Source organism: Loigolactobacillus iwatensis (assembly GCF_003950295.1).
Taxonomy (GTDB): Bacteria; Bacillota; Bacilli; order Lactobacillales; family Lactobacillaceae; genus Loigolactobacillus; species Loigolactobacillus iwatensis.
In genome coordinates this window covers 1-21,235 of the sequence record NZ_RHNP01000004.1, presented here as the reverse complement: position 1 = coordinate 21,235, position 21,235 = coordinate 1, and the positions used below count along the sequence as shown (strand labels likewise).

21 protein-coding genes are annotated in these 21,235 nt (G+C 41.0%); 1 reads left to right on the top strand and 20 read right to left on the bottom strand.

Annotation, left to right across the window (positions count from 1 at the left end; genetic code table 11):
* Positions 1 to 169: 169 nt before the first annotated feature.
* The 5 genes from EKM98_RS01855 to tkt are packed head-to-tail and all read right to left on the bottom strand — an operon-like array spanning position 170 to position 6,025.
* Positions 170 to 1,024, bottom strand: a complete 855-nt coding sequence (locus EKM98_RS01855) for a prephenate dehydratase (protein WP_125980171.1) — start codon at positions 1,022 to 1,024, stop codon at positions 170 to 172.
* On the bottom strand, positions 1,021 to 2,085 hold the full coding sequence (gene aroB / locus EKM98_RS01850) for a 3-dehydroquinate synthase (RefSeq protein ID WP_125980169.1): 1,065 nt from the start codon (positions 2,083 to 2,085) through the stop codon (positions 1,021 to 1,023). The genes EKM98_RS01855 and aroB overlap by 4 nt, the downstream gene beginning before the upstream one ends.
* Before the next feature lie 3 nt (positions 2,086 to 2,088).
* A complete protein-coding gene (gene aroF, locus EKM98_RS01845) occupies positions 2,089 to 3,093 on the bottom strand; it encodes a 3-deoxy-7-phosphoheptulonate synthase (RefSeq protein WP_125980167.1) in 1,005 nt (334 codons plus the stop codon).
* A 15-nt stretch (positions 3,094 to 3,108) separates the two neighbouring features.
* The gene (gene aroE / locus EKM98_RS01840) at positions 3,109 to 3,996 is read right to left on the bottom strand and encodes a shikimate dehydrogenase (protein ID WP_125980166.1); all 888 of its coding nucleotides are present in this window, start codon (positions 3,994 to 3,996) and stop codon (positions 3,109 to 3,111) included.
* 1 nt (position 3,997) lies between these two features.
* Positions 3,998 to 6,025 (bottom strand): transketolase, encoded by a 2,028-nt coding sequence (tkt, locus tag EKM98_RS01835; RefSeq protein ID WP_125980164.1) that lies wholly within the window; start codon positions 6,023 to 6,025, stop codon positions 3,998 to 4,000.
* A 749-nt stretch (positions 6,026 to 6,774) separates the two neighbouring features.
* Here tkt and EKM98_RS01830 point away from each other — a divergent pair.
* Positions 6,775 to 7,008 (top strand): CsbD family protein, encoded by a 234-nt coding sequence (locus EKM98_RS01830; protein ID WP_125980162.1) that lies wholly within the window; start codon positions 6,775 to 6,777, stop codon positions 7,006 to 7,008.
* A gap of 379 nt (positions 7,009 to 7,387) precedes the next feature.
* Here EKM98_RS01830 and sufB read toward each other — a convergent pair whose 3' ends face one another.
* From sufB to EKM98_RS01755, 15 genes are all read right to left on the bottom strand, one after another.
* The gene (gene sufB, locus EKM98_RS01825) at positions 7,388 to 8,830 is read right to left on the bottom strand and encodes a Fe-S cluster assembly protein SufB (protein WP_068225071.1); all 1,443 of its coding nucleotides are present in this window, start codon (positions 8,828 to 8,830) and stop codon (positions 7,388 to 7,390) included.
* Positions 8,831 to 8,863: 33 nt separating this feature from the next.
* Positions 8,864 to 9,343, bottom strand: a complete 480-nt coding sequence (gene sufU, locus EKM98_RS01820; RefSeq protein WP_125980160.1) for a Fe-S cluster assembly sulfur transfer protein SufU — start codon at positions 9,341 to 9,343, stop codon at positions 8,864 to 8,866.
* A complete protein-coding gene (locus tag EKM98_RS01815) occupies positions 9,330 to 10,568 on the bottom strand; it encodes a cysteine desulfurase (protein WP_125980158.1) in 1,239 nt (412 codons plus the stop codon). Before EKM98_RS01815 ends, sufU begins: the two co-directional genes overlap by 14 nt.
* Positions 10,540 to 11,853: a Fe-S cluster assembly protein SufD gene (gene sufD, locus EKM98_RS01810; protein ID WP_125980156.1), complete on the bottom strand. Its 1,314-nt coding sequence runs from the start codon at positions 11,851 to 11,853 to the stop codon at positions 10,540 to 10,542. Before sufD ends, EKM98_RS01815 begins: the two co-directional genes overlap by 29 nt.
* 12 nt (positions 11,854 to 11,865) lie before the next feature.
* On the bottom strand, positions 11,866 to 12,660 hold the full coding sequence (gene sufC, locus EKM98_RS01805) for a Fe-S cluster assembly ATPase SufC (protein WP_125980154.1): 795 nt from the start codon (positions 12,658 to 12,660) through the stop codon (positions 11,866 to 11,868).
* Positions 12,661 to 12,990: 330 nt separating this feature from the next.
* On the bottom strand, positions 12,991 to 13,809 hold the full coding sequence (locus EKM98_RS01800) for a MetQ/NlpA family ABC transporter substrate-binding protein (RefSeq protein ID WP_125980152.1): 819 nt from the start codon (positions 13,807 to 13,809) through the stop codon (positions 12,991 to 12,993).
* A gap of 36 nt (positions 13,810 to 13,845) precedes the next feature.
* Positions 13,846 to 14,484: a methionine ABC transporter permease gene (locus EKM98_RS01795; protein ID WP_068226238.1), complete on the bottom strand. Its 639-nt coding sequence runs from the start codon at positions 14,482 to 14,484 to the stop codon at positions 13,846 to 13,848.
* 52 nt (positions 14,485 to 14,536) lie between these two features.
* Complete coding sequence (locus EKM98_RS01790; RefSeq protein WP_125980150.1) at positions 14,537 to 15,568, bottom strand: methionine ABC transporter ATP-binding protein; 1,032 nt, start codon at positions 15,566 to 15,568, stop codon at positions 14,537 to 14,539.
* Positions 15,569 to 16,054: 486 nt separating this feature from the next.
* Positions 16,055 to 17,257: an FtsW/RodA/SpoVE family cell cycle protein gene (locus EKM98_RS01785; RefSeq protein WP_125980148.1), complete on the bottom strand. Its 1,203-nt coding sequence runs from the start codon at positions 17,255 to 17,257 to the stop codon at positions 16,055 to 16,057.
* Between the two features lie 105 nt (positions 17,258 to 17,362).
* Entirely contained in the window at positions 17,363 to 17,584 is a 222-nt protein-coding gene (locus tag EKM98_RS01780; protein ID WP_125980146.1) for a DUF2969 family protein, read from the bottom strand.
* Positions 17,565 to 17,855 carry a membrane protein insertion efficiency factor YidD gene (gene yidD / locus EKM98_RS01775; RefSeq protein ID WP_125980144.1) on the bottom strand — a complete coding sequence of 97 codons (291 nt, stop codon included), beginning with the start codon at positions 17,853 to 17,855 and terminating at the stop codon, positions 17,565 to 17,567. Before yidD ends, EKM98_RS01780 begins: the two co-directional genes overlap by 20 nt.
* 192 nt (positions 17,856 to 18,047) lie before the next feature.
* Complete coding sequence (locus EKM98_RS01770) at positions 18,048 to 18,233, bottom strand: DNA-directed RNA polymerase subunit beta (protein WP_125980142.1); 186 nt, start codon at positions 18,231 to 18,233, stop codon at positions 18,048 to 18,050.
* 16 nt (positions 18,234 to 18,249) lie between these two features.
* A complete protein-coding gene (mreB, locus tag EKM98_RS01765; protein ID WP_068225092.1) occupies positions 18,250 to 19,239 on the bottom strand; it encodes a rod shape-determining protein in 990 nt (329 codons plus the stop codon).
* Between the two features lie 166 nt (positions 19,240 to 19,405).
* Positions 19,406 to 20,731 carry a UDP-N-acetylglucosamine 1-carboxyvinyltransferase gene (gene murA / locus EKM98_RS01760; RefSeq protein ID WP_125980140.1) on the bottom strand — a complete coding sequence of 442 codons (1,326 nt, stop codon included), beginning with the start codon at positions 20,729 to 20,731 and terminating at the stop codon, positions 19,406 to 19,408.
* Positions 20,732 to 20,773: 42 nt separating this feature from the next.
* Positions 20,774 to 21,007 (bottom strand): DUF1146 family protein, encoded by a 234-nt coding sequence (locus EKM98_RS01755; protein WP_125980138.1) that lies wholly within the window; start codon positions 21,005 to 21,007, stop codon positions 20,774 to 20,776.
* Positions 21,008 to 21,235 lie beyond the last annotated feature (228 nt).

Sequence of the window (21,235 nt, the reverse complement as noted above, 5' to 3'; positions counted from 1 at the left end):
GGACAAAAGTCCTGGCCTCTTATTGTTTTCGAACATTATTCTAGAACGTGCGTCAAAAGTCTGGGTTCACGTGCCTAACTACAGCTAATTCAATAACCATAATACGGTTATTGGATTAGCTTACGTTACACAGTAAACCCAAAACCGACTTTTATCCCACTCCTTACTTTTAGTCTGATTCGGTTAAATCAGTTGCTGGATAAACGCCAAGGTCAAGAACCGTATAATGCTTACCTAATTGCTGTAATACTTGGTGTAATTTAGGTAATTGCTCACCCACACCACTAACCTCAATGTAGAAACTATATTGACCCATTTTCTTTTTGGTTGGTCGTGATATTAACGAAATCAAATTAAGCTGTGCCTTTGCAAAATGGCCTAAAATATCGTATAGCAATCCTGCATAATCACTTTTTGGCGTCACATAGCAAGTATAACGAAACCGATTAGTGGCACCAATTGCGGCCATTTCTATCTTTTTCCCAACCACAATAAAACGAGTAAAATTATCCGACTGATCCGTAACATCCGAAACAAGCAAATATTTTTTCGGGTTTAATTCCGGTAAATGAAATTGCGGGATAATCGCAGCATCGCCAGCAACTGAATTTTCTAATTTTGCAAAAGAAAGCATATTACTTTCCGTAGTTAATAACTCTGCCTGAGGTAGTTGCTGAATTATTTTTGTACACTGGCCCTTAGTTTTAAACTGAACGTAGAGTCGCTTAATTTTATTAAGCTCTAGCACATTAGCAGCCAATGAAAAACGAACTGGCACCATCACTGCCCCGTTAATTCTCAACTGCCCCGTTGCCAAAATGGCCAACGTATTTTGAACATAACCGTCCAAGGTATTTTCTAACGGCAACAGGGCTAGTTGGTCCGTTTCGGAAGCGGCAACCGCTACCTGCTCAATGGTATTGTAATAGTTCAGTGAGTAATTGAGTTGATGCTTTTTTAAATACTGGCGGGCAGCCACATCACTAAAGGTTCCAGCTGGCCCTAAAACTGCAAGCCGAATCATAAGTTCAGAAAATTGTGAATTGCAGTTAGCTTCACTGGGTATAAATCTGCTGTACCCAGTTCCTTTAAATAAACTAACGTTAACTGATCGCCATGGTTTTTCTTATCGTGTTTCAGTAACTCGTAAAATTGCGGACTACCGATAAGATCGCTTGAAATTGGCAAACCAACAGCCAATAATTGCTTTTTTAGTTGGGCCGTTATTCCACTGGGTGTTAGCCCCCGGTCTTCAAAAATTTGAGTTATTTGCACCATTCCAATACTGACTGCTTCACCATGTGCAAGCTGACCGCCAGCCAATAATTCAATTGCGTGGCCTAAGGTGTGCCCAAAATTTAAGATTTGGCGCAAACCGCCTTCTTTTTCATCAGCCTCAACAATCTGGGCCTTAAACCGAACACTCGCTTCAATTAGAGCTGGCGCCTGCTTTAGAATATCTTTAGGTTGGTTAATGTTTTCAATTAAGTGCCAAAAATCTAGCGAAGAAATAGCTGCCATTTTAACAATTTCGGCATAGCCTTCAACTAAGAAACGTTGACTTAACGTTTGTAAAACGGTTGGATCAATCAAAACAACGTCCGGCTGATAAAAGGTACCAATCAGATTTTTACCAGTATTCAAGTCAACTCCTGTTTTACCACCTACGCTACTATCAACCTGGGCAAGTAATGACGTTGGAATTTGAATGAAACTGATACCACGCATGTAAGTTGATGCTAAAAAGCCAGCCAAGTCCCCAACAACGCCACCGCCCAACGCAATAACACCGTCAGAGCGACCAAAGTCATCGCCTAGCAATTCCTCGTAAAGTGACGATAAAACACCTAGCTGTTTTGAATCTTCACCTGCGCGCACACGGTAAACGTGAACCGTAAAACCGGCAGCGATTAAAGAAGTTTCCACCTGCTCACAATAAAGGGGTTCAACGTGACTATCACTTACTAAAGCAATTTTTCGTGGTGACCATAAGCTGGCCACCTCATTTCCAACTTGAGTAAGTAAACCTGCTGCAATTTTGATTTGATAAGTTTTAGCAGGCAAAGTAACTGTGACTGTTTTCAAAAATTATGCCTCCCATGAATTCATTAATGCTTTTAGTTCAAAAACTTCTTTGGTCATTTTTAAATAAGTTTTTGGTTTCAGTGCTTGGGGACCATCAGAAAAAGCGTGTTCTGGGTCATCGTGAATTTCAACAATCATGCCAGAAGCCCCAGAAGCCACACCAGCATGGGCCATCGGCGTTACCAAATCCCATTCACCAACAGCGTGGCTTGGGTCAACAATAACTGGGTAATGGGTTAATTTTTGCAAAACTGGTACGGCAGCCAAATCAAAAGTATTGCGGGTATATTTATTATCAAAAGTCCGAATTCCCCGTTCTAACAGCATAATCTGGTGGTTACCACCGGCCGCTATGTATTCTGAAGCGTTTAATAAATCATCAATCGTACCAGCTAATCCCCGTTTTAAAGCGACCGGCACCTTAGTTTTACCAACTGCCTTTAACAAAGAAAAGTTTTGCATATTCCGGGCGCCAATCTGGAAAACATCTGTATACTTAGCAATCAAATTCACGTGAGTTTCGTCCATCACTTCTGTAATCACGTCCATGCCGTTTTCATCAGCCGCCGCGCGCAAATATTTCAAACCATCTTCACCTAAACCTTGGAAAGAATATGGTGAAGTCCGTGGCTTGTAGGCTCCGCCACGAAGTAAGGTTGCCCCGCCTTCTTTAGCTACCTTGGCCATTCTTCGAACATGTTCTTCTGATTCAACAGAACAAGGACCGGCCATCATTGTAAAACTGCCTTTGCCTCCGATTGTTGAGTGGGGCAATTTAATAATCGTATCTTCTGGTTGGAATAATCGGCTACCAAGTACTGCGGCCGGCGTCTTTTCAATAACTTCGGCAACTTGCGCGGCTTCATCGGTAGTTAACGTTACCTGTTTTACTTCGGGTACTGCAACGTGAGTTCCAATTCGAATAACAGTAGCTGGTGTGGCCGCTAAACGTTTAAGTAAGGCAGCAACAATTTCTTCGTTTACAGTTTGGTTTAATTGAATAATCATAATTTATAATCCCCTTTAGTTTTGTGGTTGGTACAAAGCCTGTTCTAGAGCTGTCGTAACGGTTTTAATCGGCATTTGTTTAGCCGTCCAAATTTGAAAAGCCAAAGCTCCCTGATAAATCAACATTCCTAAACCATTATAGGTCGGGTTACCATTTTGTCTAGCTAACTTTAAAAAGGCCGTCTCCTGTGGAAAATAGATGATATCCGTGACCACTACGTTAGCCGCTAAGCTCGTTATCAATTTTGCAGGTACTGGTAACTCATTGTTTCCCTGGCCCATACCAATATTAGTCGTATTAATCAAATAATCGGTTGTTGCTAATGCTTGCGCCATCGCAGTTTCATCCGCGTAATCACATAATTCAAGTGCAACTTGGGTCACTTTTTCAATTTGATTCAAACACTGCGCCACTTGGGTAAAGGTTTGATTTTGGCGTTTAAAGACCGTAATCTTGGCCGCACCAGCAAAGGCAGCCGCAGCAATAATTGACATTCCGGCACCACCAGCACCTAGAATAACGATTTGTTTACCCGCAATCTTTCTTCCGTCAGCCTGCAGGGCCAGTATTAACCCTTTACCGTCAGTATTTTCACCCCTAAGCCGACCATGGTCATTGACAACCGTATTAACGGCACCAACCAATTCGGCCGTCGTAGATAATTCATCAAGAAGTGGCAACACCTTAAGTTTATACGGCATTGAAAGATTAATTCCCCCAAGGCCTAATGTTCGTACAGCAGCAATCGCTTGTGAAAAATCATTAGATAAATCAAAGGCTAAATAGCGTGCGTTAATTTCATGAGCCTGAAAACTCAAATTATACATTAAAGGTGACAAGCTATGGTGTGCTGGGTGTGCAAAGAATCCGTATAATTTTGTGTGTCCGTCAATCGCAATCATCTTAAATGGCCTCCCGTTTTGGAATTTGTGAAAAATTATTTTGTTCCCACATTTTTAAGTAAGCAGTAGTAATGGCCTTGGTTGAAAAACCGTACTTACTAATTACTTCGGCGGCCTTACCGCTGGCCCCAAAGGAATCAATTCCCAGACTAACACCATCTAACCCAACGTATCGCTCCCAACCTAAAGTTGCTCCCATTTCAATTGAAAGACGATCGCGCACTCCCCCCGGTAAAACTTGCTCTTGGTATTGGCGGGACTGCTGATCAAACCGATCAAAAGAGGGCATGGATACCACCGCAACATCATGCTTTAATTTCAATAATTCCTGTTGAGCAGTTAGCGCTAAGGCTACTTCGGACCCACTGGCAATCAACACCCCTTCTGGTTGCGTTCCTTGCTGGGCGGACAGCACGTAACCGCCGCGACTAACGCCACTCACTAGCTGCTGAGTCCCCTTTAGAACCGCCAAATCTTGGCGGGTAAAAACTAAAACAGTTGGTCGATCATGAATAGTCAGCGCTAATTTCCAAGCCGCAACGGCCTCATTCGGATCTGCCGGGCGAATAACTGAAACGTTTGGCATTGCCCGCAAACTCATTAACTGCTCAACTGGCTCATGGGTTGGGCCGTCTTCCCCAACAGCAATTGAATCATGGGTGAAAATATAAGTGACGGGTAGTTTCTGTAAGGCCGCCAGCCGAATGGCACCACGCATGTAATCAGAAAAGGTAAAGAAGGTTCCACCAAAGATGTGGCTACCACCGTGCAATGCAATGCCATTTAAGGCCGTAGCTTCAGCAAACTCACGAACACCAAAACAAATATTTCGCTGTTCCGGGGTTAATGCTGTAAACGAGTTGCTTCCTGCAATATCGGTTTTATTTGATGTGGCAAGGTCCGCCGATCCACCCCAAAACGTCGGAACTTTATTCGCAATTGCTTGAATCATCCTTTGACTAGTGACTCGACCCGATTCACTTTGACCTAGTTTATAAGTTGGTAACTCATTAGTCCAATTGGCCGGTAATTCCTGCGCAATTGCCTGTTTAAACTGTTGTGCCACCTTTGGACTCAATCTTTGCCGTTGTTGTTCCCACAGCTGACGTTTATGAGCACCATTTTGGCGTAATGTTTCCGTAAAACGTTTGGTTACAGGTTTAGGAACGGTAAATTCTGCTTCTTGCCAATTCAGAGCTTTCCTCAAAGCAATAATACCATCCGCCCCAAGTGGACTACCATGAACTTGATTAGTTCCTTGCTTTGGTGCGCCATAGCCAATAATCGTCTTAACTTCAATCAATGTCGGTGCCGTTGCTTGTTGCTCAGCCTGTGTAATTGCCCGATCAATTGCGGTTAAATCATTTCCATCGGCAACCTGCTGGTAATGCCAACCGTAACTCTCAAAACGCTTTTGAACATTATCAGTGAGTGCACGATCAGCTGGGCCATCTAGCGAAACATCATTTGAATCATACAAAACAATTAACTTGGACAATTTGAGGTGTCCGGCAAGACTTGCAGCCTCATGAGACACACCCTCCATCAAATCACCATCACCACAAATGACGTATGTATGATGATCAACTAGTTTGGTCGCTTGATTAAAAATGGCTGCTAAATGTGCTTCGGCCATTGCCATCCCAACCGCCATTCCGATTCCTTGCCCAAGTGGCCCGGTAGTTGCGTCAACACCTGGGACTACACCGTGTTCCGGGTGTCCTGGTGTTCGACTATTTAATTGGCGAAATTGTTTTAAATCGGCAATACTTAGATTAAATCCGGAAAGGTGTAATAAACTGTACAACATTGCTGATCCGTGCCCAGCCGATAGAACAAACCGATCACGATCAAACCACTCTGGATTTTCTGGATCTATTTTTAAATGTCGGGTAAATAGCGTGTAGGCCAGTGGTGCTGCCCCTAACGGTAAGCCTGGATGCCCTGACTGTGCTGCCTCGATCATCTCAACACTCAACATCCGAACTGCGTTAACGCCTAATTCATCAATTTCATCAAATTTTATCATTATCAATTCCTCCATCATTTTGTTTAAAGTTATAAAAAAAGTCCCCCAGCGTTTGTCTGCTGTGGGACTCCGTAATCAACAAAAGACTTTGATAGCGTCATCGATAAGAAAAAACCACACAGCTGAAATTTTAATTTCATCTCTATGTGGCTACCGTTTTTAATACATACGATTAAGAACTATTGGCCCGCATAGGATACAAACGTCGTGTTTGCACCTATACTGCCAGTGCAAACACTAGTTAAAGAACCAATAGTAATAATATCGATTATTCAGTTGTGTCATAACTTGCTCTTTCACGACTGTCATATTAAAAACTCCTTAGAATTTGATAACAAAATCATAACAGATGATTGTGAGACTGTCAAACTTTTTTATGAATTCATTTATTATTTAACTTTTTCTAAAATTAGTTCTATAATATATAGTGGTTTTGATAGCTAAATAATTTGGAGGGTGATGTTACGGTTAGCTTTGCTGAAGCCGCAGTTATTGTTGTTGGTTTACTACTTGCTCTATTCCATGACGATCATCATTTACAAGACGAAAATTAAGTTGGATAAAAAGGCCAGACATTCCAGTAAAAAGGTTTTTACTGGAATGTCTGGCTTATTTTTATATTAACGGGTTACAAATCAATTCCCCCACCAGTTTATAAATTAACAGCATATTTATCGCGTTGCACCAATTTTTTTGGCATACTGAAATCAAGAAGTAAAAGTCGCAATCAATTTAAGGGGGGAATTTCAATGGCAGCTGGTGAATTAGATAAACTTAAAGGTAAAATCAAAGAAAAAACTGGTGAAATCATCAATAATGATGAACTCCAGGCTAAGGGTCAGGCCGATCAAAAAGAGGCCAAGTTAAAGGACAAGGCCGAAGATAAGGCCGAGATTAAGAAGAAACACGCTGAAACAATCACCCAAGAAAAGCGTGAAGCAGCACATAAAGAAGCACGTGAAGACCAAAATAATTCTGATTAAATTAAGGCGGGTACGATAATTCAGACAAATGAATTATCGTTCCCGCCTTTTTAAAGACTCCAACTTTTTTGTAAAACAAAAAGACCACAGGCTCCATATACAAAAATCCACCCGCTACAGCGTCATTAAAGAATAGGAAAAGCCCATGGCCCCCTATCAACAATTAGATAATATTTTCATTCAGTATTAAAGCCAAGATTTCAAAATAATCCACGCCAAAAATGAGAACAGAACTAAATAAAAGGACAGAATTAGAAGTTGCCTAGCTTCTAATTCTGTCCCAAAACTAGCCATCAACTAGATTTGACAGAGCGCTTTTATTTTTAAAATTTTGGTGGCAGGTGGTGAATTTACCCCGTTATAACGCAGTATTAAAGCACTATCCAACCGTACCTTCCATTTCGTAACCAATCAATCGATTTAATTCAACGGCGTATTCCATTGGTAATTCTTTAGTAAATGGTTCCACGAAGCCCATGATGATCATTTCAGTTGCCTTGGCTTCAGAAACACCACGGCTCATCAAATAATAGAGTTGTTCTTCGGAAATTTTTGAAACCTTAGCCTCATGTTCCATTGAGACGTTCCCATTTAAAATTTCATTATACGGAATCGTATCGGAACTTGATTCTTCATCCATAATGATTGTGTCACACTCGACGTGGGCCTTTGAACCATCAGAGTGGCGACCAAAGCGGACTGTTCCCCGGTAATCAACGGCACCCCCATCTTTAGAGATTGATTTAGAAACAATCGACGAGGACGTATTTTTAGCGTTATGAATCATTCGCGCCCCAGCATCCTGGTCCACGTTATGGCCAGCAACGGCAATTGACAACATTGTTCCTGTTGCGCCTTCACCATCTAGGTAGACGCTTGGGTACTTCATAGTAATCTTAGAACCAAGATTACCATCAACCCACTCCATCGTGCTATTTTCCATTGCTCGTGCACGTTTGGTTTCCAAACTATAAACATTGTTCGACCAATTTTGAATCGTCGTATAGCGGGCGTAAGCATCCTTTTCAACGTACACTTCAACTACGGCGGCGTGCAAACTATCTGATGAATAGTTTGGCGCTGTACAGCCTTCAACGTACTGAACACTGGCACCCTCATCAACAATAATTAAGGTCCGTTCAAATTGACCTGAATTTTCGGCATTTAAACGGAAATAAGATTGAATCGGAATATCCGTTTTAACCCCTTTAGGAACGTAAATAAACGAACCACCAGACCAAACGGCACCATTTAAGGCCGCAAATTTATTATCAGTTGGGTGAACTAATTTACCAAACCACTTTTTAAATAATTCAGGGTATTCTTTCAAGGCCGTATCAGTATCGGTAAAAATAATCCCTAGTTTATCAAAATCGTCTTTCATGTTGTGGTAAACCACTTCTGACTCGTACTGTGCTGAAGAACCAGCCAAGTATTGACGCTCAGCCTGAGGCACACCTAAACGATCAAAGGTATTTTTTATTTCTTCAGGAACATCTTCCCAATCACGGTACTTTTTATCCGTGGCCTTTTGGTAATACAACATATTCTTAAGGTCTAATTTTGATAAATCAGGTCCGTACGCTGGCATTGGCATTTTTTTATACAGTTTGTAACATTTCAAACGGAAATCAAGCATCCATTTAGGCTCATCTTTTTCCTTTGAAATTTCCCGCACAACCTCTTCCGTTAAACCATGGCCGGTTGAAAATACAGGTGTTACATCATCATGAAAACCAAAATCGTAATCTTCGCTCAAGTTTAAATCTTGAATCGAAGTTGCGGCAGCCTCATTATTTTTTGTGTTCTCAGTTTCTGGCATCGTCTTGCCCCTTCCTTTGCGTTTACTGCCGATCTAATTATCGTGATGGTCCACGATTTGACCAGCCTTTCCTTTACCATCATTACTTGTCAGGGCATTATTAAGTGCTTTCCAAGCTAAGGCCGCGCACTTAATTCGTGCGGGAAACTTAGCAACGCCATTTAACACTGACGCATCTTCAAGAATCTTAGTATCCAAATTAGGTTGATCACCAATAATCATCTTAGAAAAAACTTGGACCATTTCCTCAGCCTGAGTTGGTGTCTTACCAATAACAGCGTCAGTCATCATGCTCGCAGAAGCCTGGCTAATCGTGCAACCATCACCAGAAAATGCAATGTCATTAATTTTATCATCAGCAACTGCCACTTCTAATTGAATGACGTCACCACAAGTAGGGTTACGCATCTCAATTTCATTCGTAACTTGCTGTAAATGACCGTGATGGTGCGGATGAGTCGAATGATCCAAAATAACTTGGCGGTATAAATTATCAAGACTAGACAGTGCCATGCTTAAAGAACTCCTTTGTTGCAACGATTGCTTCAACTAAACGATCAGCATCCGCCTTCGTATTATATAAATAAAAACTTGCTCGTGCCGTTGCGGGTACCTTTAAATAGTTCATTAACGGTTGCGCACAATGGTGTCCTGCACGAACAGCAACACCTTCCATATCCAAACCAGTAGCCAAATCATGTGGGTGCAGCCCGTTCAAATTAAAAGCAATGACACCTGTATGCTGGGCCGGATCATGAGGACCATAAACGGTGAGATCATCAATCGCCAATAGTTTGGGTAAAACATAGTTAACGAGTTCTTGTTCATGGGCCTGAACGTTAGCCATCCCAATGGCGGACAAATAATCAATTGCAGCACCCAAGCCAATTGCACCGGAAATATCAGGTGTTCCTGCTTCAAATTTCCACGGTAATTCTTTCCACGAACTCTGAAAAAGATCAACAAAATCAATCATTTCACCACCAAATTCAATTGGTGGCATTTCATTTAAAATTGCTTCTTTCCCGTACAAAACACCGATTCCCGTTGGACCTAACATTTTATGTCCGGAAAAGGCCAAGAAGTCACAATCCAGCTCCTGAACATCAACCGGCATATTAGGTAGTGATTGGGCCCCATCAGCCACCATAATTGCACCGTGTTCATGGGCTAATTTTGCCAAAGCTTTAATTGGATTGACAACCCCAAGAACATTTGACACCTGCGCAATCGCCACAATTTTAGTTTTATCAGTAATTTGTTCGGCCGCATCGGTCATATCTAAATGTCCATCAGCAGTCATTTTAATGTATTTTAAAGTTGCTTTCTTTCGTAACGCTAATTGCTGCCAGGGTACCAAGTTACTGTGGTGTTCCATGTAAGAGATGACAATCTCGTCACCAGCACCAATAACTTTTTCACCGTAACTAGCTGCTACCCAGTTTAAACTGGTTGTCGTACCGCGGGTAAATAAAACCTCAGTTGTGGAACGGGCATTGATAAAGGCCCGTACTTTTTCCCGTGCCGCTTCAAAATCAGCAGTCGCTCGCTCAGCCAAGGTGTGCACACCACGGTGAACATTAGCGTTATCCGTATAATAATAGTGCGCTAGTGCTTCAACTACTGCCCGCGGCTTTTGCGTTGTTGCGGCATTATCTAAATAGACCAAATCTTCGTCGTTAACTTTTTGATCTAAAATTGGGAAGTCCTTACGAATCTGATTCAGACTTTTGGCCATTTTCTAACTTCCTTTCGATCGTTGCCGTCAATCGTTCACGGACGGTCTTGGATGGAATTTCGGTAATAACGCTACCTAAGAAGCCACGAATAACAAGGCGTTCGGCAACTTTTTTACTAATACCGCGACTCATTAAGTAATACATTTGGCCTTCGTCAACTCGACCAACAGAAGCCGCGTGACCAGCGGTAACATCATTTTCATCAATTAAAAGAATTGGGTCCGCATCACCACGAGCCGTGGTGGATAACATCAGAACACGACTTTCTTGTTGGGCATCTGAACCACGAGCACCCTTAACAATGTGACCAACCCCATTAAACGTTAACGTTGAATCCTCAAGAATAACACCGTGTTGCAAAATGTGGCCAATTGTATGCTGACCATAGTTAGTCACCTTGGTGTCGATGCCTTGTACTTGTTTACCAGTAGTAATCGCCACAACTTTTACTTCGGTATGTGAGCCCTTACCACGTAGATCAGTGCTGAAATCACCAACAACATTACCATCGTTCATAAAACCAACCGCCCAATCAACCGTAGCGTCAGTTGCTAAAATGGCGTGCCGGTTTAAATAAGTGGTTGTTTTACCACTAAGTTGATCAACCGCCGAAAAATGAACGTGAGCATTATCTTTGGCAATCACCTCAACAACGATATTGGCCAAGTTACTTTCAGTGCCACTAGTTGAGAGATTCTCGTGGTAAGTTAATTCGCTACCTTCTTCGGCAATAACCAAAACATGCGGAACAAAGTCCTGTTTACGGGTACTATCCTGAATATAGTAAGCCTGAATTGGGTCTTTAATTGCGACATTCTTGGGTACATATAAAAACGCGCCGCCATTCATGAAAGCAGCATGAAAGGCTGTTAACCGATTATTATCGGCCTTAACTGCCGTCTTCATATAATACTTTTCTACTAGTTCGGGATAATCACGCATTGCCGTAAAAATATCCGTAAAGATAACACCTTGAGCTGCTAAAGCAGGATCCAGTTGAGCGGCCATAACCGACTTTCCAACTTCAACTAATAAATTCTTACTAGCAGCAAAATCAATATTTAGATCATCAGTCAGGTCAGCGTCAGAAATAGTGGTTACCGGCTTCGTTGCGTTTAAAAGGTCCCATTTTTGGTAGTCTATCTTTTCATAGCGCGGTAATGGTAACGTGGGGTACTGTGTCAACATTTTCTGACGTAACTCCAATGACCAAGCAGGTTCTGCATGATCTTTCGCGTAAGTCGTTAAAGCTGACTGAAATTCAGGTTCTACTTTTGTCTCCATGCTAAACCCTCCTTAAATCTCGTCAGTTAATTTAACGTCTAAGCCTAATTCGTCCCGAACACCAGCATAGCCTTCATCTTCAAGTTTCTCAGCTAATTCTGGACCGCCACTTTGAACAATTCTGCCGCCCATCATGACGTGAACAGTATCGGGCACAATATAATTTAATAGCCGTTGATAATGCGTAATAATTAATGAACCAAAGTTATCACCGCGCATTGCGTTAACACCCTTTGAAACAACTTTTAAGGCATCAATATCAAGACCAGAATCAATTTCATCTAAAATAGCAAAGTTTGGTTGAATCATCATTAACTGTAAGATTTCATTCCGTTTCTTTTCACCACCGGAAAAACCTTCATTTAAATAACGTTCTGACATTTCGTCCGTCATGTCTAGAATTTCTTGTTTCTCGTCTAATAATTTCATGAATTCCATAACGGGCATTTGGTCATCGTCTGCTCGACGCGCGTTAATAGCAGCCCGCATAAATTCAACGTTGGTTACCCCAGCAATTTCGGCTGGATATTGCATCGCCAAAAAGAGCCCTTTGCGAGCACGTTCATCAACGGGCATCCCTAAAATACTTTCACCATTAAGTAAAATATCGCCTTGAGTTACTTTATAGGCCGGATTACCCATAATAGCTTGAGAAAGTGTTGATTTACCAGTACCATTGGGACCCATAATGGCGTGAATTTCACCAGTGTTCATTATTAAATTAACACCCGTTAAAATTTCTTTATCGACACCTTTATCTTCATCAGTTACAGAAACATGTAGGTCTTTCACTTCTAGTCTTGCCATCTGATCTCCTCCAAGCTTAAAAATCGACTACTAACTTCGCTAATAATCGGTATATTTTCGTTGTAAACAATCCTATTCTAGCCTAATTGAGAACCTTTTTCAATAACACATCGGGAGTGGGACAAAAGTCGCTTTTGGATTCATGTGCCTTACGAGAGTGTTTGAAAAAGCGGCCAGATTCCGAGCATTTACTAACGTTGTCGATCGGACTAAATTAAACCGAAGTCCCAAGGAGTCTGCTCCACCTTAGCCTCACTCTCAGTGTCAACAAAAAAAGTTCTGATATTAATCGATTTCCATCGATTCACATCAGAACTAATCTTAGATTATTTATTTAACTGGTAAAACTGCACCATTAAAGCGTTTAGCAATCCAGTCCTGAGTTGACTTTGACTGTAAAGCCTTCATCAACTTCTTAACGGCTGGTTTGTTTTGGTCACCTTTACGAACTTCAACAACATTCGCGTATGGTGAGGATTTCTTTTCAGTTGCAATAGCCTTTTTAGTTGGATTAATTCCAGCCTGAACCGCAAAGTTGGCGTTAATGAATTGAACGTCGCCTTCGTTATTCTTATAAAGTGAAGGCATCAATTTTGGATCATAATCGTGCTTAAATTTCAGATGTTTTGGATTTTTAGCAATATCCGTAAAGTCGGCGTCCGTAATCTTAGTTCCCTTTTTAATTGTGATTAGACCAGCATCCCTTAGAATCGTTAAAACACGACCATAATCAGGACGGTTATTAGAAACTAAAATTGTTGAACCATCTTTTAACTGGGATAATTTTTTAACTTTCTTTGAGTAGGCGCTGATTGGTTCCAAATGAACGGCTCCTACAATTGCAATCTTATAACCATTCTTTTTTACTTCTTGATCAACGTATGGTTTGTGTGCAAAGTAAGTTGCGTCAAGGTCCTTGGCCACTAAGGCTTTATCAATTAAAGAATAGTCCTGGAAAACTGTTACTTTGAGGTTAACGCCTTCCTTTTTTAATTGTGGCTTAACGTGATTCAAAATAATTGAATGCGGTGTTTTAGTAGCCCCCACCTTTAATGTTGTTGCGGCCGATGCTGGCCCAGCAACAGCGCTAACGCCCAATAATAAAACGGCCGCAGCTGTCGCTAATTTAAGTAAACGATGTTTCTTCATAACTAAACTCCCCCTCTAATGAATGCTGACTAATTTTTAACGTGTAATCCGTTTATCAATTCGACGAACTGTTAAGTCGCCAATCGTTTGAAAAATAAATACAATAATAAGAATAACAATCGTCGCAACCAGCGTTATTGTATTATTACTTGCTTGGAACCCATCCAAGTAAGCCAAGTTACCCAGACCACCAGCGCCAATAACACCGGCCATTGCTGTGTAACCAATGAGTGAAATGCCCGTAACCGTAATACCAGACACTAATGCCGGACTACTTTCAGGTAATAACACCTTAAAAATAATCTGTGTGTTCGTTGCGCCCATTGACTCAGCAGCCTCAATAACACCGTGATCAATTTCGTGAAAGGCCAATTCCACCATTCGTGCGTAAAATGGCGCGGCGGAGATAATCAATGATGGTAACGCAGCTTTCGGTCCGATAATCGTTCCGACTAAGTTTTTAGTAATCGGTAATAGTAAAACAATTAAGATAATAAACGGAATTGAACGAAAAACGTTAACGAAAACTGCTGCCAACCAATGAAGTAATCGCGCCCACAAACTATGGCTATCCGTTGTTTCAAATAAAAGTAGGCCTAAAAGTATGCCGATAATAGCAACCAAAACTAATGAAAAAACCGTCATCCAAATTGTTTCACCTGTGGCCGACCACATGCTTGCCCAATCCACTTGCGAAAAATGGAAATAAGATGAAAAGCCTGTTGTACTACTCACCGCGAATCACCTCCGTTTCAACTCGCATTTTATGCAGATAATCTTGGGCATCAACAATCTCTTGCCCATCACCTAAAAGTTGCAAGTAAAGCGTTCCGATTGAACCTTCTTGAGTTTGATGAATGGAGCCATCAACAATATTGAGGTCAATCTCAGGAAATTGACGTAACATTTCAGAAATGATTGGTAATTTAGCCTGATCGCCGTGAAAAGTTAATTTGATAATTTTACCAGTTGGAACTTGCTTTAACAATTCTTTGATAACAACATTTGTATCTGATAATTGCGGTGTTTCTTCCTCGGAAACAAACTGTTTGGTAATTTCTTTTTGTGGGTGTCGGAAAATATCAAAGACGCTACCTTCCTCAACAACTCGCCCAGCATCCATGACTGCCATTCGATCACAAATTTTACGGATGACGTGCATTTCATGGGTAATCACAATAATTGTGATGTTCAATTCCCGGTTAATCTTAAGTAATAATTCCAGAACCTCGTCAGTTGTTTTGGGATCCAATCCACTAGTTGCCTCGTCAGACAATAAGAGTTCGGGATCATTAGCCAGTGCACGGGCAATGGCCACCCGTTGTTGCTGCCCACCTGATAATTCACTGGGATAGGCATTTTCCCGGCCTTTTAGCCCAACCGTTTCAATTAATTTTTCTGCTTTTGCTTGTCGTTCTTCCTTAGCAACATGCGTTAGCTCTAACGGAAAAGTAACGTTTTGCAAAACAGTCCGCGACCACAATAAATTAAAATACTGGAAAATCATGCCCATTTTTTGGCGCTTTTCGCGTAACTCTTTACCGTGCAAGTCACTCATCACTGTGTCATTGATCGTTACTGTGCCAGTAGTTGGTGTTTCTAGGCCATTAAACATTCGTACTAGAGTACTCTTACCTGCGCCTGAATAGCCGACAATACCATAGATCTCACCATCATTGATTTGTAAGTTAACGTCTTCAACGGCCGTAATTTCTTTTTTTCCTTTGAAAACCTTACTGACACCTTTAATGTCAATCACAGGTACATCATCTCCTTATTCTAAATCAATAAAAAAAGCCTTTCATCCCGTATCACCTGATACTAAAGGACGAAAAGCTTGTTATTATCGTGTTACCACCTTTGTTTTATGACTGAATCACTTCGGCCATCTCATCGAGTCAATCGACTCAGTACAATAACGTGTACAAATCCGCTAGAGTCACATCAACTCTACACGCTCCAAGATCATCTTTGAGGTTAATTCGCTTGCCTTCCACCATCACAAGTCGCTAGATCAAATTAAATCCTCGCTCTTCTTTTCATTGCGTCCTATTCAATTGAGGTTAATTATAAACAGATTATAATTTCCTGTCAAGCAGATAAGTGCATTCCAATGAAAACTAATCCGCTGAACTCTGGATCGTGTTTAGAAAATAATTTTACTTATCTTTTCCGGACTAATTTAGTGTCAACATATTTGAAAAAACAGATTGCTAGATATCTTTTCAAGCACCCCTAAATTAGTTTAATTGAAAGCCTCACTATCTGAGCTAAACATATAACTCTTATGGTGGAAGCGCATCGACATGACTAACCCGACACCAATCAAATTACCAATTAGCGCCGACCCCCCTTGGGAGATAAACGGTAGCGGAATCCCGGTCAATGGTAGTAATCCGATATTCATCCCAATATTTTCAAAGGTATGGAATAAGATCATCATGATAACTCCGGTTGAAATATAGGCATAAAATTCATTTTTCGTATCAAAAGTGACACGGATCATTTGATAAATTAACAGAAAATAAAGTAAGATCAAAATTGTTGAACCGATAAAGCCAAAGTTTTCGCCAATGACCGAAAAGATCATATCTGATTCACGAACGGGAACGTAAACTTCAGTGTGGTTAAACCCCTTACCCATAATCTGTCCAGAACCAATTGCCTTCATACTCTGCCATAATTGGTACCCAGAATTACTAGTATCATTAGCTGGGTGTAACCAAGTATCAATTCGCGAAAATTGATAACTCTGAAAACCAATGTGACCAAGAATCGTTCGGCCCCAACTGGTCGCGACAAAGGTAATTGCCGTCCCCCCGATCACCAGAATAAATGAAAACAACGGGACTAAGATCTTCCAAGTAACACCGGATACCAACATAACGCCACCAACAATGGCAAAAAAGACCAACATTGTCCCAAAGTCATGCTGAAGTTCCAATAAAATCGCAACTGGAAGTGTCCAGGCGGCCAACTTACCAATTAAAATTAAGTCACTTTGAACTTGATGTACTGGATACTCATTGTTGTGGGTCATGACAACCCGCGCTAACATCAAAATAAACGCGGGCTTCATGACTTCCGAGGGTTGAAAAGTGAACGGCCCTAGGGCAAACCAACTCTTAGCACCGGTATTGACGTAGTAAGACCGACTATACAAAAACAAAACTGCTACTAGTAAAATAATTCCGACACCATAAGCCAATGGTGCAACCCGCCAAAGTTGTTCGGAATCAAATTGCATCACAATCGCAACAATTGCGATCCCGATGGCATACCATAAAATCTGCACAGCTACTGTCCGCGTCACATTAGTGGTTGACTTATCGTGAACTGCTGCAACATAAATCGACGCTAGACCAATCAGCGCCAACATCATGACTGAAAAAATAATACCATAATCAATTCTTGGATTCTCAGCCTCTTCACGCGCTGTTTCTCGCATAAAACTGCCCCTTTATCTTATAATTAAGTTCCTTCATTGTCAGTATAACTGTCTTAATTAATAGCGCTAGTAAAAAGCCTTCAACTTTACAAAAGCTTAGCTTATTTATTTGTGTAGATGGTACTGCATAATTAATTCGTTAAGCCCATCTTCATAGCTGCGTGCATTAAAAGAAGTCCCATCGGCCAGTTTAACTTGAAATTGATGTTCAGCTATTTCTTCAATATCACCAATCCGCTTTTTACCATCAAAAACGCCGTTAACAATGCTTGTCCCGTGAGTTTCCTCTTGAATTGTCAGTTCCACTTTATTTGGTTGTTTCGCCATAATATTTTACCTTCGCTTCCTCTAATTCCTGCTGATTATGATTACGACCGATCGAAAATTTACCGGGAACAGGATCAAAACCACCAGCCGCAAATGGCTGACAGCGTAATAGCCGACTGGTTGTCATTAATGATCCCTTAAAGACACCATATTGCTCAATTGCTTCAACTGCGTAATGAGAACAAGTTGGGTAGTAACGACAACTTTTTGGCAAGACGGGAGATAAATAGCGCTGATAAACCCGAATAAGTCGAACCAATAATTGTTTCATTTAACTACCTCCTGCCTAACAAAGCTCATTTAGCACTCAATTCTATCAGCCAGTCTGTTCGCAGTGCTTTCGGCCTAAACGCATTCATTGCTAGTGAATATTTTTTAACGGGCCATATTTTACAATGATCTAATTTTCTATCCAAATATGACAAAAAAGAAGCTACGCAATTGCCTTAGCTTCTCTTAACAACTACTGCACAAAATCCAACATATGTCCCCAAGTACTCGGTAAAAAGACACGTAATGGGTTCCCGCCACCAATTGCAAAGCCGATCATTGTCCCTAGAACTAAGGTAACTAACATTAAAATTGCAACTAAAAGTATCTTTGATAAAACCGGCCGCACAAAAACATCAAAGCGCCGTGAATTACGCATTTCCAATCACCTCAATTTAGCGACGTTTACTTTTATTAATATTGTCTAACAGTACGCCAGTTCCTAGAGCAACAGCATCCAATGGTCTTTCAGCAACAATTACCGGGACCTTTAAATTATCGGAGAAAAGTTGATCAATTCCATGAAGCAGTGCTCCACCACCAGTCAACATAACGCCTCGATCGATGATATCAGCGGATAATTCAGGTGGCGTCTGGTTCAGAACATCTTTTGCCGCTTGAACAATTTGCATCATTGTATCATGTAAGGCATTTTCAACTTCTTTAGACGTAATCGTGATCGTTCGTGGTAAACCAGTGACCATATCACGACCTCGAACATCAAGCGATTTTGCCTCATCTTTACCGTAAACCTCACCGATTTCAATTTTAATTTTTTCAGCGGTGTGTTCACCAATCAATAAGTTATGTTCATTTTTTACAAAACTCGAAATTTCGCTATCCATCTTATCGCCCGCCAAACGTAACGATCGACTGGTGACGATGTCGCCCATTGATAATACGGCGATATCACTTGTACCACCACCAATATCGATTACCATATTACCTTGTGGCTGGAAGATATCCATCCCGGCGCCAACTGCGGCGACCTTTGGCTCTTCTTCTAGATAAACCTTACCACTACCAGATTTTTCGGCAGCCTCAATGATTGCCTTTTGCTCAATTGACGTAATATTAGTTGGACAACAGATTAAAATATTTGGTTTGGATAAAATTCCTTTAACATTTAATTTATTAATGAAATAAGATAGCATTGCTTCAGTAATATCAAAATCCGCAATTACGCCATCTTTCATTGGTCGAATTGCTCGAATATTGCCTGGTGTTCGACCCACCATTTTATAAGCATCCGATCCTACTGCTAGCACCTTCCCGGTCTTTGTATCAATTGCGACTACAGAAGGTTCGTTCAAAACGATACCTTTACCTTGAACATGAATTAGGACATTCGCAGTACCAAGGTCAATACCGATATCTTTTGCCATTCTTGTTTTGCTCCTCTCGCTAAACGTAACTCAATCAATATTGAATTATAGCATAAGATGCGGCCCACGAAAATAGTGGACTTCAGGTCAAGCCAGAATAAAAGCCATCTTTTAAGCTATTCCATGAAAAAAGAAGCAGGTCAAGCACCTACTTCTTACAAAAAAATTAAGCTTGTTGGGCCAACAATGTTGCAAAAGAATCAGGTGTGATAACCTCATTTTCTTTTTCTGTGTCAACCCGAACAACTTCAGCTCCCAAACCACATAATTTTTTATGGAATTTATAGTAGCCACGATCTAAGTATTTAAGATTAGTCACTTGTGTATAGCCTGTTGCCACCAAACCAGCAATTACTAAGGCAGCAGCAGCCCGAAGATCTGATGCCGCAACTTCAGCACCATTGAACGCAGTCGGTCCGTATAACAGAACAGATTGACCCTCTATTCTAAAGTCAGCGTTCATTCGTCGTAGTTCGTCTAAATGCATAAAGCGATTTTCAAAAACTGTCTCCGTCAACAAACTAGTCCCTTGTGCCGCCAATTGAAGTACGGTCATTTGCGCCTGCATATCAGTTGGAAAACCTGGATAAGGTAATGTTTTAACACTAGTTGCTTTGAGCGTTGGCATCCCAATAATTCGAACACCGGTATCAGACTCGACAACCTTAACCCCCATCTCTTCCAGCTTTGAAATGAGCGGCTTATTATGTTCTGGAATAGCATTCTTAATCAGAACATTTCCACCAGTAATGGCTGCGGCGACCATAAAGGTACCGGCCTCAATTCGATCTTGAATAATACTATGTTTACAGCCGTGCATAACCTTTACGCCTTCAATGCGAATGGTTTCAGTACCAGCCCCAATAACATGTGCACCCATTTTATTTAATGCGTTTGCTAGGTCAACAATTTCAGGTTCCCGCGCCACGTTATCGATTGTAGTTGTTCCCTCAGCCAAAGTTGCCGCCATCATAATGTTCTGAGTTGCACCTACACTTGGAAAATCTAAGTAAATTTGTGTCCCGACTAATTTTGGTGCCACCGCTTCAATGTAGCCGTCATGCTGTGTAATTGTTGCACCCAGAGCCTCAAAGCCTTTTAAATGAAGGTCAATTGGCCGACTACCGATGGCACAGCCTCCTGGCATGGCAACACGAGCCCGTCCTAATCGCGCCAATAACGGACCTAAAACAACGATTGATGCCCGCATTTTTGAGACGTATTCAAAAGGTGCATTAAAAGCAAGATCACCGCTTGCATCCAACGTAATCGTTTTTTTATGTTGATCAAAAGCTAAATTAACATTCAACCGATTGAGAACTTCATTCATTGTAAAAACATCCGACAAGATAGGAACATTATCTAAAACAGTTTGGCCACTAGAAGCCAACAAGCTTGCAGCCAAGATTGGTAAAACAGCATTCTTAGCACCTTCAATGTTCACCGTTCCTTTTAATCTTTGTCCACCATGAATGATCAACTTTTCTACCATGATTTTTCCTCCGCACGATTAATTTTTTATTACGTAACTTGACTAACGAAAAAGAAAAATCAAGTTACGTGCATTATCAATAAAATTCAAGAAAAAGGTACTACACAAATAACCAATCACAATTGCTAACAAACCAACTAATAATTGCGCTTGTTGAACGTGATCACGTCGAATGATTTTTTCAAACCGAAGTGCTTGAAGTGCCCAAAAGGCGGCACCGGTAAAAATAAAATAGCAAACTAACGTTACAACGGATTGAATCCCGATGTTTTGCAAATCTATTCCCCCTACTACATTTAAGTCTAATTCTAACATAGACGACTGGTACTGTCAGAATTTTATACAACAGTAAAATAAAAAGAGTTGCATCAAAAAAGGTCATTTTGATACAACTCCAAAAATAAACTGAGTAGCTTAATAAATGATACACAAAAACTGACTAACATTAGTGGTGAATCATAATTCGACGGAATTATGATTCACCACTTTTATATTCTGTTAAAG